General features: G+C 44.8%; 13 protein-coding genes and 1 pseudogene. 9 read left to right on the top strand and 5 right to left on the bottom strand.

Annotated features, from left to right (window positions below; translation table 11 throughout):
* Positions 1-70: 70 nt before the first annotated feature.
* Positions 71-1,360: pseudogene (locus tag UB32_RS16210) on the top strand (GntP family permease); the annotation flags it as partial.
* 80 nt (positions 1,361-1,440) lie between these two features.
* Here the strand turns inward: UB32_RS16210 and UB32_RS16205 are convergent.
* The gene (locus UB32_RS16205) at positions 1,441-3,618 is read right to left on the bottom strand and encodes a beta-propeller domain-containing protein (RefSeq protein ID WP_052807074.1); all 2,178 of its coding nucleotides are present in this window, start codon (positions 3,616-3,618) and stop codon (positions 1,441-1,443) included.
* A 379-nt stretch (positions 3,619-3,997) separates the two neighbouring features.
* Between UB32_RS16205 and UB32_RS16200 the strand changes: the two genes are divergently transcribed.
* The 4 genes from UB32_RS16200 (at position 3,998) to UB32_RS16185 (ending at position 6,684) form a co-directional block, all read left to right on the top strand.
* Positions 3,998-5,734 carry an ABC transporter ATP-binding protein gene (locus UB32_RS16200; RefSeq protein ID WP_044395610.1) on the top strand — a complete coding sequence of 579 codons (1,737 nt, stop codon included), beginning with the start codon at positions 3,998-4,000 and terminating at the stop codon, positions 5,732-5,734.
* Between the two features lie 225 nt (positions 5,735-5,959).
* Positions 5,960-6,175, top strand: coding sequence for a DUF1659 domain-containing protein (locus UB32_RS16195; RefSeq protein ID WP_044395608.1), 216 nt, complete (start codon positions 5,960-5,962; stop codon positions 6,173-6,175).
* A 36-nt stretch (positions 6,176-6,211) separates the two neighbouring features.
* Positions 6,212-6,430, top strand: a complete 219-nt coding sequence (locus UB32_RS16190) for a DUF2922 domain-containing protein (RefSeq protein WP_044395606.1) — start codon at positions 6,212-6,214, stop codon at positions 6,428-6,430.
* Positions 6,431-6,501: 71 nt separating this feature from the next.
* The gene (locus UB32_RS16185) at positions 6,502-6,684 is read left to right on the top strand and encodes a YvrJ family protein (protein WP_044395604.1); all 183 of its coding nucleotides are present in this window, start codon (positions 6,502-6,504) and stop codon (positions 6,682-6,684) included.
* A gap of 63 nt (positions 6,685-6,747) precedes the next feature.
* Here the strand turns inward: UB32_RS16185 and UB32_RS16180 are convergent, their stop codons facing one another.
* The 4 genes from UB32_RS16180 to UB32_RS19890 form a co-directional block, all read right to left on the bottom strand.
* Positions 6,748-7,362: a LysE/ArgO family amino acid transporter gene (locus UB32_RS16180; RefSeq protein WP_044395602.1), complete on the bottom strand. Its 615-nt coding sequence runs from the start codon at positions 7,360-7,362 to the stop codon at positions 6,748-6,750.
* Positions 7,363-7,465: 103 nt separating this feature from the next.
* Positions 7,466-8,791: a hemolysin family protein gene (locus UB32_RS16175; protein ID WP_084221881.1), complete on the bottom strand. Its 1,326-nt coding sequence runs from the start codon at positions 8,789-8,791 to the stop codon at positions 7,466-7,468.
* Positions 8,792-8,871: 80 nt separating this feature from the next.
* Positions 8,872-9,669, bottom strand: coding sequence for a TerC family protein (locus tag UB32_RS16170; RefSeq protein WP_044395598.1), 798 nt, complete (start codon positions 9,667-9,669; stop codon positions 8,872-8,874).
* Positions 9,670-9,674: 5 nt separating this feature from the next.
* Positions 9,675-9,812 (bottom strand): FbpB family small basic protein, encoded by a 138-nt coding sequence (locus tag UB32_RS19890; RefSeq protein ID WP_128721570.1) that lies wholly within the window; start codon positions 9,810-9,812, stop codon positions 9,675-9,677.
* 473 nt (positions 9,813-10,285) lie between these two features.
* Here UB32_RS19890 and UB32_RS16165 point away from each other — a divergent pair, with 473 nt between their 5' ends.
* The 4 genes from UB32_RS16165 (at position 10,286) to UB32_RS16150 (ending at position 14,663) form a co-directional block, all read left to right on the top strand.
* Positions 10,286-11,428 carry a glycosyltransferase family 4 protein gene (locus tag UB32_RS16165; protein ID WP_044395596.1) on the top strand — a complete coding sequence of 381 codons (1,143 nt, stop codon included), beginning with the start codon at positions 10,286-10,288 and terminating at the stop codon, positions 11,426-11,428.
* A gap of 274 nt (positions 11,429-11,702) precedes the next feature.
* Positions 11,703-12,692, top strand: coding sequence for a metal-dependent hydrolase (locus UB32_RS16160; RefSeq protein ID WP_052807073.1), 990 nt, complete (start codon positions 11,703-11,705; stop codon positions 12,690-12,692).
* Between the two features lie 98 nt (positions 12,693-12,790).
* Entirely contained in the window at positions 12,791-14,164 is a 1,374-nt protein-coding gene (locus UB32_RS16155; RefSeq protein WP_084221879.1) for a UDP-glucose dehydrogenase family protein, read from the top strand.
* On the top strand, positions 14,139-14,663 hold the full coding sequence (locus UB32_RS16150; protein WP_044395612.1) for a phosphatase PAP2 family protein: 525 nt from the start codon (positions 14,139-14,141) through the stop codon (positions 14,661-14,663). The genes UB32_RS16155 and UB32_RS16150 overlap by 26 nt, the downstream gene beginning before the upstream one ends.
* The last annotated feature ends 69 nt before the right edge of the window (positions 14,664-14,732 follow it).

Genomic DNA, 14,732 nt, shown 5'->3' with positions numbered 1-14,732 from the left:
TCTCCCACCTACTCATTGGGCTTTAGCCCTTCCCATTCCTTGAGAATGGGAGACTTCTTTCGGAAATCCGTTAAAATTAAATACTTTCGTCTCTTTGATCATCGTTTCATTCGGTGTTGCCATCGCACTTGGTATTCCATTGGGGGATATTGTCAAAACCATTGAAACTGGTTTAGGCGGAACCCTTGGTCACCTGGCATTAGTCTTCGGTCTTGGTGCAATGCTTGGCAAATTGATCGCGGATTCCGGCGGTGCCCAGCGAATCGCGATGACACTTGTGAATAAATTTGGTGAAAAGAACATTCAGTGGGCCGTCGTTGTGGCTTCCTTTATTATCGGTATTGCTCTATTCTTCGAAGTAGGTTTAGTATTATTGATTCCCATCATTTTTGCGATTTCAAGAGAATTAAAGGTTTCTATTTTGTATCTCGGTATTCCGATGACTGCTGCTTTATCTGTAACACACGGTTTTCTGCCTCCTCACCCTGGTCCAACCGTTATTGCTGGTGAGTTTGGCGCAAACATCGGCGAAGTATTGCTTTACGGTTTTATCATTGCGGTTCCAACGGTCATTCTAGCAGGACCTATTTTCACAAAAATCGCAAAGAAGCTTGTACCTGAATCATTCAACAAAACTGGTAGTATCGCATCTTTAGGAGAGCAAAAAACTTTTAAACTCGAAGAAACACCTGGCTTTGGCATCAGTGTTTTCACAGCATTACTGCCTGTTATTTTAATGTCAATCGCTACAATCCTTACCTTGCTTCAAAAAACAGTCGGATTCGAGGATAATAGTGTCCTAGCTACAATTCGGTTTATCGGTGACGCTGGTACTTCCATGACGTTATCCCTATTATTCGCCATTTATTCAATGGGAATCGCCCGTAACATTCCAATCAAGACGGTGATGGATTCCTGTACAACCGCAATTTCTCATATCGGCATGATGCTATTGATCATTGGCGGAGGCGGTGCCTTCAAACAAGTATTGATCGATGGCGGCGTCGGTGACTATGTAGCGGAACTTTTTAATGGTACTTCATTATCCCCAATCCTGCTTGCCTGGATTATTGCAGCTATCCTGCGCATTGCACTTGGTTCCGCAACAGTTGCACCTTTGACAACTGCTGGCCTCGTGACTCCAATGCTAGGCACAAGTGACGTGAACCTTGCACTCGTTGTACTTGCGACAGGAGCAGGAAGCTTGATCGCTTCCCACGTAAACGACGCAGGCTTCTGGATGTTCAAAGAATACTTCGGTCTTAGCATGAAAGAAACATTCGCAACTTGGACACTATTAGAATCCATTATTTCCATTGCTGGATTAGGATTTGTCCTTCTGCTTAGCATGTTTGTGTAAAAAAAATTGCGCCAGCCCTATAGAAGGGCTGGCCGTTTTGGTTTCGCGCTCGATTTTATCCGATAGTTGGTGCACGTTTGTTAAAATTTCAGCTCTCCAACTTTTTCATAGCTGCCGATTTTATGACTTGTGATTTTCTCAGCTGATAGAGCGTACAATGTATCCCCGATATAGAGCAGGCGCTGGATTTGGTGCTCCCAGTCTTCGTAGTTGGGCATATCGCCGGAAATATGGCTCACTTTGGATTCTAGCTTAAAACCGTTGACAGGATCGATATTATATACATAGGCTCCTTGATATTCAAAGAGTTGCTCATATTCGTTCTTGTCAGTTTTCCGGTAAACCGAGATTGGGAAGGCGAAAAGGCCCTTGTCTTTATTGAATAATAAGGCTTTATGGTCGTGGTTCAGCGATGAATACGTGCCTCGTCCCCCAATCACTTCCGTGAATTTCTCTTTCGGGTTGCTCATATCACTCACATCGAAAAGCGAAATCTTTACGCCGTCTGTGAGGATTCGCGGTTGCGTGGAGCCTTTTTCCGCAACGGCTTTCGTATCCTGCCCAAAACCGATGAGGTGGTTCTCATCGTATGGGTGCAGGTAGTTACTGAAGCCAGGAATCTTTAATTCACCCAGCACTTTCGGATTAGCCGGGTCGCTTGCGTCGAACACGAACAGCGGATCCGTTTCTTTAAAAGTCACCATATAAATACGGTCCCCCATGAACCTGGCTGAATAGATTCTTTCCCCACGTGCCAATTCTTCGATCTTCCCAGTCTCCTTCAAATTTTGATCGAGAATGTAGAGCTGGTTGGAAGATGGCCGCTTCTCATCCCATGCATACCCTTTCGTCGTAACGACTCGAAAATAACCATCATGTTCATCCATCGAAAATTGGTTCAGCACTGTTCCCGGTACGGTGGCGGAACTGTGGTATTTAACCTCCATGCCCTTAATCGCAAATTTATGAACATCGGTATCTGGCGCAAGGACACCGCGCTCGTTGAATTTCATATCACCATAATCCTCAACAGCGAGGTACAGGTTTTCCTTGGACATATAAAACTGGTTGCCGCTGCCAAGATAGGTTGTCATGGCAACTTCCGTTTTTGGCTGGTCGAGATCAAGTGCAGCAATCATCGTATAGTTTGGCTGACGTGATTCAGGGAAATAGTGAATATCGTCATACGTGACTGTATTTTCCTCTGATCCTAGCACGGTATCGGTGAATTTCGGCCTAATATCAATCCCCCGATTCTCCTTCAGCAGCCAGTAGTCCGGGTAATGCTGCGTGACGAGATAGACAAAGTTTTCCACTTTTCTTGCAGATACATAAGAACCTTCCACCTTAACTTCACGGACTTGTTTCGGATCAGCAGGATTTTTTACATCGTAAACAATGATTGCCGTTGTGTTCATCATCGGAGCAACCAGTGAATTCTTGGCGATATCTTCCTTTGACTTATGGATTTCCTCGTACTGATGTCCAATGACCACCAGCTGATTCCCCTGCAGGAACAGCTCGCTCGCTGAAAAATTTTGTTCATAACGAATCGTCGCTAATACTTTCATCTGAGCACCTGGTACCGCCTGGATAATCCGAACTTTATCATACTCTGCCTGAAAAATACTCTTACCATCAGTCTTAACGATGTCCGCTTCATCAACGCCCTGAACCTGGACATTCGTTTCGGATACCTCCCCGCTGCCTCCCGATTTATCGGCAGCTACTGATTCCTCTTTCGCATTATCTTCCCTTGATGTGAAGGAATCCTTCACACCTCCAAACCAGCCCCGTTCCTTTTTTTCCGCATCAAGGATCTTTTCAAAATAACTCGCCAGATTCTCTTGTGTGCCAACCGTCGGAAGTGTTTCTTTTACAACAAACTTCCACGTCTGGGCAGAATTCAGCTCCCTTCCCAGCGCAGATTTAATTCCCTTGTTAAAATGAACGGCATATTCCTTTGCTTTGGAGTCATAGCCATTTTCTGGAGGGTGAATGATAATCGATGTGCCGTCATCCCCAAACTCCAGTTTCGTGTCGAGCTTTTTCCCTTGATCATTTGTGACATAAATTAAATCCGAGTCAAGACTCTTTTCATCAAGCTTACTGGAAAATTGCAGCTGCCAGACTTTATTCGGCAACACCACATGCTCCTCATCCAAAGCATTCACGACTTTGAACTGGGACAATGAATAGAACATTACGAAAGCAAAGGAAACCAGCAATAAAATAGGGATAATCCACCATTTCTTCATCTTTTTTCAACCCCCTTGTAAAATTAGACGGGGAATGCTGGCTTGTGTTTCATGTTTTACCTTAAATTAATATTTTACAGCAGAAAAATTGCGAAAATGCGGATCGAATAACTTGATGGGCTAGGATTCTGTTTGACTATTCATTGTATAAAAGCATTCGTTTTGAATAATTTCACTTCTTCCCATTCTCAAAGATATTTTCTAGGTTAAAGCCGTCGGTTAGGTAGACTTGTAAGGGCGTCATGATGAGCTTCATCATATGCACGTTTTAGATTGCATGAATATTTTTGTGGCAAATATCCTTAAGTTACTCCCATATTTCCTTCTGTGCAAAAAGTCGTTTATGATGAAATCAACCAGAACGAATAGGAGAATAGTAATGGAGAAACAGCAAACAAGCTTAAAACCTTTTTTATCACTGATCTTATCAACAAATATTCCAAAGGCTGCTCTTTTTATGGGGATGGCGGCCAGTATCATCACGACTCTGGCAGGCCTGGTCGTACCGCTCCTAACGAAGAACCTTGTGGATGGTTTTTCTGTGGAAGCAATCAGCCTTCCGCTTGTCCTCGCTATTGGAGCTGCCTTTATCATTCAAGCCGTGATAAGCGGAGTTTCGATCTACTTGCTTAGTTACGTGGGGCAGAAAGTGGTGGCGCGCCTGCGTGAACGGATGTGGTCAAAGCTGATCCGAATGCCGATTCGTTATTTTGACAAGCAATCCAGCGGTGCAACGGTTAGCCGAATTGTGAATGACACCAGCATTGTCAAGGAGTTGATCACGAACCACTTCCCGAATTTCGCGACGGGTATCATCTCGATCATTGGTGCTGTCGTGATCTTGCTTGTGATGGATTGGAAAATGACTTTGCTGATGCTCACTTCTGTTCCGTTGACCCTTGCCATCATGATTCCGCTTGGCAGGAAAATGGCCAAAATCGCACGGGGACTGCAGGATGAGACCGCTGTTTTCACCGGTCACATCACCCAGACACTTGGGGAGATTCGGTTAATGAAGGCTTCGACCGCTGAAAAAATCGAAGAAAAGAACGGTGTTGACGGAATCGGTAAACTGTTCAACTACGGGTTGAAGGAAGCAAGGATTTTCGCTTTGATCGTGCCGATTATGCAGCTGATGATCATGGTTGTTATTGTCATCATCATCGCCTATGGCGGCATGCGCGTGGTGAACGGAACGATGTCGACTGGTGCGCTCATTGCCTTCCTGCTTTACTTGTTCCAGATTATCATGCCGATCACCTCGTTTGCGATGTTCTTCACCCAGCTGCAAAAAGCGAAAGGCGCAACTGAACGGATTATCGAGATTTTGGATCAGCCTCTTGAGGAAATTGCTGAAGGTGTTGAGCTGGACATCAGCAAAAAGCCGATTACGATTGAACAGGTTTCTTTTGCTTATAGTGAAGAGGAACCGGTCATCGAGAAAGTGTCGCTGGAAGCACAGCCTGGTCAGATGGTTGCCTTCGTGGGACCGAGTGGCGGCGGAAAAACAACGATGTTCGGCCTGATTGAACGGTTTTACGAGCCAACTAAAGGAGAAATCAGGATTGGTGAAACGAACATTCAGCAGCTTTCACTAAATTCATGGCGAAGCCAAATCGGCTATGTCTCACAGGAAAGTGCGATGATGGCTGGAACCATTCGTGAAAATCTGTATTACGGACTGGAAAATGGAAATCAAATTTCGGATGATCGTCTCTGGGAAGTGGCAAAAATGGCGTATGCCGACCAGTTCATCGCAGATTTTCCGAAAGGCCTTGATTCCGAAGTCGGCGAACGGGGCGTTAAGTTATCTGGCGGACAAAGGCAGCGGATTGCCATTGCCCGCGCCTTCCTCCGCAACCCGAAAATCCTGATGATGGACGAAGCGACCGCCAGCCTCGACAGCCAGTCTGAAGGTATCGTCCAGCAGGCACTCAGCCGGCTGATGGAAGGCCGAACAACATTCGTGATCGCCCATAGACTTTCCACCATCGTCCATGCCGACAAGATTGTTTTTATCGAAAAAGGACGAGTGACCGGAATTGGCACACATCAGGAATTGATCCAGTCGCATAACTTATACAGAGAATTTTCCGAGCAACAGCTGGCAAAGTAATTTGTTTTTAAAAAGCCGCTAGCATGAACAATTTAAAGGAGGTACGCCGCGATGGCTGACCTCCTTTTTTCCTATCGTTCTGCAACCTTCCCCGCAGCTTGGGAAGCTTTTCAATTTTCGATTGCATTGTCAAAGTGGTAGCCCTTTATTTCATTTTTTTAAAATCATCCCCCTGTCCTTTTCCCCTCCCCGCCTGTATATAGAAGGTGAAAGGAGGTGAAGCAAATGGCAATGGCAATGTTGAAGGATTCGAATATGAGGCTTGTGTTCGAGGCTGGTCTTGATGAGAAGGGCGAACCGATCTTCAAAGGAAAAACGTACCGCTATGTGACGAAGGAAGCAACTGCTGATCAAGTTCAGCAAGCTGCTTTGGCTCTTGGTGGCCTGAGCGCAAACTTGTTAAGCTCAGTGGAGCGTAACGACAGCTTCGATATCATCTAATCTGGCATTCTATCAATCTAATAGGAGGTGAAACATATGGCTAAAACTCTTGAGTTGCAATTCGCGACGGATCTTGGCAAATTCGCCAAGTTAACAGTCGATAACCCTGTAGAGCCGATCGATCCAGCTGCTGTCAAGCTGGCAATGGAGCAGATCATCGCTTCCAATGCATTCCGGCCAACCACCGGCGTCCTTGTTGCCGTTGACAGCGCACGTGTCGTCGAACGCAATGTAACCGACTATCAACTGATCTAATTAAAGCTTGAGCCGGTCTACTTTATGGGACCGGCTCTTGTCCTACTTAAACTTGAAAGGAGGAATCGCAAATGGAGCAGCTAATTCCATTCATTAGCGATGTGGGCTTCCCGATTGTTGTGACGCTGTATTTGCTTCATCGGATTGAAGCAAAGCTTGATTCCGTCGTCCAATCCATTCAAAGCCTGCCAGCGAAACTGCAGGAAAAGCCGGAACTTGAGCCGATTTACCCAGCCAAAGTCACCCAGAATTAAACGAATTCAACTTAAAAACGGCGTGCCAGCTGACAACAACTGGCACGCCGTTTTTATGCTATTCTATTGATAAAAAGAGAAAAACAAATAGACTGCGGCCGCCCACATAACCAATGCTGATATTTTATTCAGAATCAGCAGGATTTTTCCTGACTTATCCATTTTCCCAGCAATCCTTCCCATGAAAGAAAGGGCAAAAAACCAAATCCATGAAACAAAAATTGCTGTAGCCGCAAATAGGATTTTTTCTGCCCCATGGTATTGGATGGAGCTTGTACCAATTACCCCGACAGTGTCCATGATCGCATGCGGGTTCAGTAATGAAACAGAGGCTGCAAATAGGATTTGTTTTTTGATAGAAAATTCCGTTGTGAGAGAATTTTCTTCCTTGTTTGGAATGCTGTTCCAGGTTGTCCATCCCATATAGACTAAAAATAAGATTCCGCCACTGACCAGGATCACTTTAAACAAAAATGAGCCAAGAATCAGCAAGGATACTCCTAAAACAGATATCGAAATTAACAAGGTATCACATAAAGAAGCCGTGATAACAGCTGGCAGCACATTCCTATATCTAGATTGCAATGCCCCTTGATTAAAGATAAAAACATTTTGAACACCAAGTGGCAGAATCAAACCCAATGCAAGAATAAATCCATGAATAAATGCTTCTAACATCAAAAGCGCTCCCATTTGTTGCTTCTCGCAACGCATACTAAAGAAAAAGGAAGCACGGGATAAGCGCCCATGCTCCATAACGGCAGGAAATCATCCTAGACTATTATTCTGCTGCTGAAGAGGAATCCTTTAAAAGTACGTTGACACGGGCGATTCTTCGATCATCCATTTCATCGACCGTAAAAACAATGTCCTGGAATTTAACTTCCGGCTTTTCACCTTGATCAGGAATATATCCAAGCTGGCCGAGCACGAATCCGCTAAGTGTATCAAAATGCTCACTAGGAAGCTCTATTTTCAGAAGATTTTCCACTTCATACAGATGAAGGGTCCCGGCCATTGCATAGTGATTAGGGCCAAGCTGTTCCACTTCCGCACTATCTTGTTCCAGCTCATCGTATTCATCGGCAATATTGCCGACAATTTCCTCGATCAAATCTTCAATAGTTACAATTCCATCGGTACCACCGTATTCGTCAATGGCAACCGCCATATGGATATTGCTTTTTTGCATCACCTTGAATAACTGGTCGAGCCTCATGGAATCGAGCACAAAGCTCGGTTCACGAAGCATGCTTCTCAAGTCAAATTCTTTTTGATCCACACATTCAATAAACTGAATCAAGTCCTTTGTGTGAAGGATCCCAACGATATGATCGATGTCTCCTTCATAAACCGGCATTCTCGTGTACTGTTCCAGATTGACAAGCTGAACTGTCTCTTTCAGACTAGCTTCAATGGAAAGCGCGACAATATTGGTCCTGTGGGTCATAATGTCGGAGACCGTTTTATTATCGAATTCAAAGATATTGTTGATCATCATCTTTTCTGAATCCTGGATCGTCCCTTTTTCCATGCCAACATCGACCATCATCCGGATCTCTTCCTCGGTCACATTTTCTTCATCTGCATTCGGGTCAACCCCGAACAGCCTGACTATTCCGTTAGTGGACAGTGTCAAAAACTTGACGAAAGGGGATGAGATTTTAGATAAAACCGTCAAAGGGGCAGCGGCAAACATGGCAATCGGTTCAGCCTTCTGAAGTGCCAGCCGCTTTGGGACCAACTCACCCAAAACGAGGGTGAAATAGGAAAGCATCAGGGTGATGGTAATGACAGAAACCAATTCCAGCATACTTTGTGTAAGCGGAACACCCAGTTCCCCAAGGAAGCTAGCCATTCCACCGGCAAAGCTCTCAGCGGCGAACGCACTTGCCAGAAATCCTGCCAAGGTGATGCCAATCTGAATCGTTGCCAAAAAGCGGCTTGGTTCGGCGGTTAGATTATACAGCAGTTTCGCCTTTTTATCGCCGCTCTCTGCCATCACTTTGATTTTATTATCATTTAACGATATTAAGGCAATCTCTGATGCTGCAAAAAAGGCATTCAGGACAATCAGAATCAATAACACGATTATTTCAGTTCCCAAAAGGGCTCTACCTCCAAATTTATCTTTTACATGATTGTACCATAAATCATCCAGACCTGTATCAGTGGAAGCATTCTATGCTAGCCTTGGAACTTTTCCTGATATTCTGATTCTCGATGCCTATCATTTGGACCCTTTCCTTTCGCCAGGAACCAGCCAGCTGCAGCGATGCCAACTAGAACGGTATAGAAGAACAGCTTCCATTGTACCGAGTGGGCAAAGTCATATGGCAGAATCCCTATGTCTGGATGTCCCAGCGTCAAAACAGTCAATTTGACACCTACCCAGCCGACAATCGCAAACGCAGCAATTTCAAGACTCGGCCTTGACTGGAGCAATTTCACAAACAAGTTTGCTGCGAAACGCATGATTACCAGACCGATAATGCCGCCAGCAAAAACAACAAGGAATTTGCCGCCATCCATTCCGCCAATCGCTGGCAGGTTTGTGTTCGGAAGCGTCATTGCCAAGGCAACAGCCGCCAAAATCGAGTCCACCGCAAAAGCGATATCAGCCAGTTCAACCTTCCACACGGTTGCCCAAAATCCCGACTTCTTTGTTTCAGCTCGATCACCATCTGTCACTTTTTTAAAATAAAGCTTTCTGACAATATGATTGATTGCGATGAATAACAGGTAAATTGCTCCGATTGCCTGTACCTGCCAGACATCGACCAGAAAAGAAATAATAAATAAGGAAGCAAAGCGGAAAACAAATGCTCCTGCCAAACCATAGAAAAGAGCTTTCTTCCGCTCGTCTTCCGGAAGATGCTTGACCATGATCGCCAATACCAATGCATTATCCGCTGCCAGCAATCCTTCAAGAGCCACCAAAAGCAGCAATACCCAACCGTATTCAAATAAAATCGTCAGTTCCAATTCCGTTACCTCCTTCCGTTTTTAACACCTAAACGCCTAGCTTCAATCCGGTCCTCAATTTTCTCCAACTGCTTTTGATTTTCCAAAAGCTCAAGTCGATTGGCCTTCAGTAATTCCTCATAAGACACTTTTTTCTTTCTCACTTTCACCAGCTCCTTTTCGTTTTGTATTATTGAAAGCCCTGTTTGCCTTCATAGAAAAAGACCCTTACCAGACATGGCAAAGGTCTCTAAAAATCAAAAAGACCTTTACCAAAAAGGCAAAGGTCTTGCTAACAACGTCCACGCTGCCAACAAAGCCGGGAGATATACAACCTCCGGAATGACGACTCTGCTGTAAAAGCTACTCCCCTTTAGGAGAACTATTCAAATAATTATATCCAATATAAATCATGGACAGGGGTACTGTCAAGAGAAATTGTTTCGATTATTATTCACTACTCCATTCCTTCCCTTACAAAAACTTAAAACAAATTTACAATACTTTAAGAAAAAATGGAGGATTTACCATATAGAATTAGGATGAGGGGCATTTTGTTTTGTGTTTGGAGATTGGAAGCCTGGCTGTTTCAAACATTTCGCCATTTCCCCCATTTCGTATAACAGGAGGATTTTTTATGAGAGTCGCTATCTTTACAGATACCTTCTATCCCGATATCAATGGAGTTTCGATCACCCTTAAACACTTTACTCAATACATGGAGAGCAAGGGGATTGTTTATAAGATTTTTGCTCCGAAATCCCGATCTGGTGAATATATTTCAGAGCATATCCACCGCTTTAAGAGCTTTTCTCTTTTCCTCTATCCAGAGTTACGTTTTGCGTTTCCAAATGTGCGCAGCATCAAAGCTGAACTTGAAGCATTCGCTCCTGATCTCATTCACATTGCTACCCCATTCAATATGGGACTTTGCGGCCTCTATCTCTCGAAAAAACTGAATATCCCAGTCGTCGGTTCTTATCATACGAATTTTGACGACTACCTGAAGTTCTATAATCTTTCATTTTTGTCGCATTCCCTGTTGAAGTATATGAACTGGTTTCACAGGCCTTTTAAAAAAATCTTTGTTCCTTCACATGAAACGATTCGACAGCTGAAGCGCCGTGGCTTCCAAAATACCGTACTGGCCCCTGCTGGTGTCGATTGCGCTCTTTTTCATCCCGGATACGACCAAGAGTCCGTTAGGGAAAAATGCGGATTGTCCAGAAGATATACATTAAGTTTCGTCGGCAGGCTCGCTCCTGAAAAAGATCTTCGCACCTTAATGAAAATCGCCAGCAGCATTCCACCTGAACTCAATGACCAAATTGACTGGCTGATCGTCGGCGATGGCCCAATGCGGGAAGAGTTGGAGGAAAAAGCACCCGTAAACATGAACTTCACCGGATACCGTACCGGAACAGATCTGGCTGAAATCTACTCGATATCGGATCTATTCGTATTCCCATCATCGACCGAGACATTTGGCATGGTCGTACTAGAAGCCCTAGCTAGCGGAACACCAGCGGTTACCTCAAATGCGGGAGGAGTGAAGAACATCATCAAGCAAGGGAAAAACGGCTTCACCTGTGAACCTGGAGACGTAACAGCTTTTACGGAAGCGATTGTCCTCCTTTTAAAGAATTCCCGGCTCAGAAAAAAGTTCCGCGCAGAAGCAAGGCTGTACGCCCTGGGACAAAGCTGGGATACCATATTTGAGGAAATGCTTTGGCATTACCAAGATGTCACAACCGAAAAAGAAATCTCCCAACACGCTTAATAGAAACTTGGGTAATCTCGACCAGCGTAGCCCACCCAAAAGTGCTACTTCTCGTGGCTGGCAAGTCTAGCGCGTCAAGAGGGGTCGGGCCCGCAGAGCTGGGTCACTGAATAGGAACTAGTGGTTATTTTGACAACTTTGCATCTCGAGAGCCTTAACCTGTCAAGAAACCTTCGTTATTTGGCAGCTATCCTGCTTAAGAGCCCTAACCTGTCAAATAACGCCTACCCCGCCCGTAAACATGCGCATGTGTTGATACTAAATGAAGGTAGTGATGAGCGTGGATACTTTTTCTCATATTGTGATTGGCGCAGGTCTTGGCGCATTGGCGACTCTGGATCCTGCGGTATCTTCCAGTGAAACCCTGTCCCAGGCCGTCTTGATTGGTACGGTGCTTGGTTCGAATGCACCTGACTTCGATATCGTCTACCGGTTCAGGGGAAAAGGATGCTATTATCGGCACCATCGAGGAGAATCGCATTCCTTGCCCGCTCAACCTATCTGGGGCCTGGCCCTCTCTGCGGCCATTCTTCCCTTCTTTCCTGGGATTCCCTTCGTGAGCCTTTTCGTCTGGGTCTTGCTTGCTGTCGTCCTGCATGTGCTTTTGGATTTGCTCAACATGCATGGTACTCAGTTATTGCTCCCGTTCTCGAGAAGCTGGATCGCCTTTGACGCGATCCCTCTTGTTGACCCATTTATCCTTCTGACACATTTTATCGGGTTCGTGCTGATCTTCTGGTTTGGTTCCGGACCAATCTTCCTGATCATTTATGCCATCATTTTTGTATACCTTGCCATTCGTGTCTTTTCTTCCGTCCTGACACAGCGGCAATTAAAAAAACATTTTACTAATGCAGAAAGAATCAAGCTTATTCCGCATATTAGATGGTTCCGATGGGATGTCATCATCGAAACGGATGCAGACTTTCTCTTTGGAACGCATTCTTTTGACAGTATGGTTGTCGAGCACACTCTTTCCAAAAGAATCCATTACCCGGAGCTCATTCTTAGTAGCAGAGCTCACCAAAATGTGGCTGATTTTCTTTCTAGCACACACTTTGCGTACCCTTTTGCCGAAAAAAGAAACGCTGGATACTTTGTTTTCTGGAAAGACTTGCGATTCCGCTCGAAAAAATTTTTCCCTAATGCGGCCATTCTTTTTTTCACAGCGGATCAAAAACAACAAAGCAGCTATATTGGGATGATGAATTCCTTAAAGCAGTATAAAAATATCATCAAAAACCTGAAAAAGATGACATCCTAGATCCGTTTTTTTTCTTTACATTTATTTAACAACCACATAAGAATTCTTTAAGGTTGTTCCTGTAAGATTAGGATAAGAACTCATTTAGGAGGGATTGGATGAAGATTGCTGTTGCTGGGACTGGGTATGTTGGTTTGATCACAGGTGTTTGTCTGGCTGAGATGGGTCATGTAGTCGTTTGTACTGACATTCGAGAAGACAAGATTCAGATGCTTCAATCCGGGTGTTCTCCTGTTTATGAACCCGGGATTGCCCCTATGCTGAAAAAAAATCTGCAGGCTGGTCGTATCCGTTTCACTGCGGATCCAGAGATCGCCTATAATGATGCGGATTTGATATTCATCGCCGTTGGTACCCCTGAAAATCCAGATGGAACAGCCAATCTAGATCATGTCTATGAAGCGGCCTACACGATCGGGCTTTGCCTCAATCAGGACTCCGTTGTTTGCACCAAAAGCACAGTGCCTGTGGGCACGAATGAGCGAATCAGCGAAATTATCCACAGCGTCCAACATGATGGCATAAAGGTGCACCCAGTCTCTACCCCAGAATTCCTGCGGGAAGGCAATGGTATTTATGATTTTTTCCATGGCGATCGAATCATCATTGGCACGGAATCAGCTGAGGCAGCTAGGGTAGTGGAGCAAGTCTTCCTTCCTCTTAAAATCCCCATCATCAAAACAGATACAAGAAGTGCCGAGATGATTAAATATGCGTCCAATGCGTTTTTAGCCACGAAAATCAGCTTTATCAATGAAATTGCAGCCATTTGCGAAAAGGTCGGTGCGAATATCGAAGAAGTCGCTTATGGAATTGGCAAGGATGAACGAATTAACCCGCAATTTTTAAAAGCAGGCATTGGCTATGGCGGCTCTTGTTTTCCGAAGGACACGAAGGCATTGGTCCAAATCGCCGGAAATGTCCAACATCCATTCGAGCTGCTCGAATCCGTCATCAAGGTTAATAATCGCCAGCAGGCAATTGCAGTGAAGAAGGCGAAAGAACTACTCGGATCTCTATTGGGAAAAAGAGTGGCTGTTTTGGGCTTGGCATTCAAGCCTGATACGGACGATCTTCGTGAATCAGCTTCCTTGATCATTGTGAAGGCTTTGCTCGCTGAAGGAGCATCCGTCATTGGCTACGACCCGATCGCGACCGAAAACGCGAAAAAAATATTTGGTCAGACAATCGAGTTTTCAGACAATTTACAAACTGCCATATTACAAGCAGAACTAGCGATCATCGTTACCGAATGGGATCACATCAAGCATTTTCCATTAGAAAAGTATCCAACTCTGATGAAGAACCCAATCATCATCGATGGTCGGAATTGTTACTCACTGGCCGATGTTAGAAAGCACCCGATCACGTATATTTCTATTGGAAGAGCATCTATTCACCATGAAAATGCTCCATCTTCAAATCCATCCTGGGAAGGAAAAAATGATGAAACTATTATTAGCAATCTATGAAACCGATCGGAAAATTTTCCGTGGAATCAATCGTCATTACCAAATCAGACTATTAAATGCTTTTTTCCGGACTATTACCCATTTGGGCAGTGCCAGCTTCACGATTTCTATCATTCTCCTGATGATTTTGTTTGCAGAGGGCGAGCTGAGGCGAACGGCGATTGCCAGTGCGACGGCTTTGGCACTAAGCCACCTGCCTGTACATCTCATCAAAAAATGGTATCCGAGAAAGCGGCCTTATATCAGTCTGGAAAACAGCTTCTTTCCTAACAATCCGCTCGCGGACCATTCATTTCCATCCGGGCACACGACAGCGATCTTCTCCATCATCCTGCCTTTCGTCCTATTTATCCCAGCATTTGCTGTCGCATTGCTTTCTTTAGCAACCATAGTCGCACTTTCCCGAGTCTATCTAGGCCTGCACTATCCGACAGATATATTTGCGGGTTCGCTGCTTGGCTCAGCCGTTGGAATTTTCAGCTATTCGTTTATTCTATAAGAAAAGCGCAAGCGCCTTGGTCAGCCCCGACAAGCGCTGGAGGTCCGACCAGTGAAGTCGTTCTTTGAC

Origin of the sequence: Mesobacillus subterraneus (assembly GCF_000934845.1) — a bacterium.
GTDB classification, from domain to species: domain Bacteria; phylum Bacillota; class Bacilli; order Bacillales; family Cytobacillaceae; genus Mesobacillus; species Mesobacillus stamsii.
The sequence above is the reverse complement of the archived record's forward strand: the minus strand, read 5'-3'. Positions and strand labels throughout refer to the sequence as shown.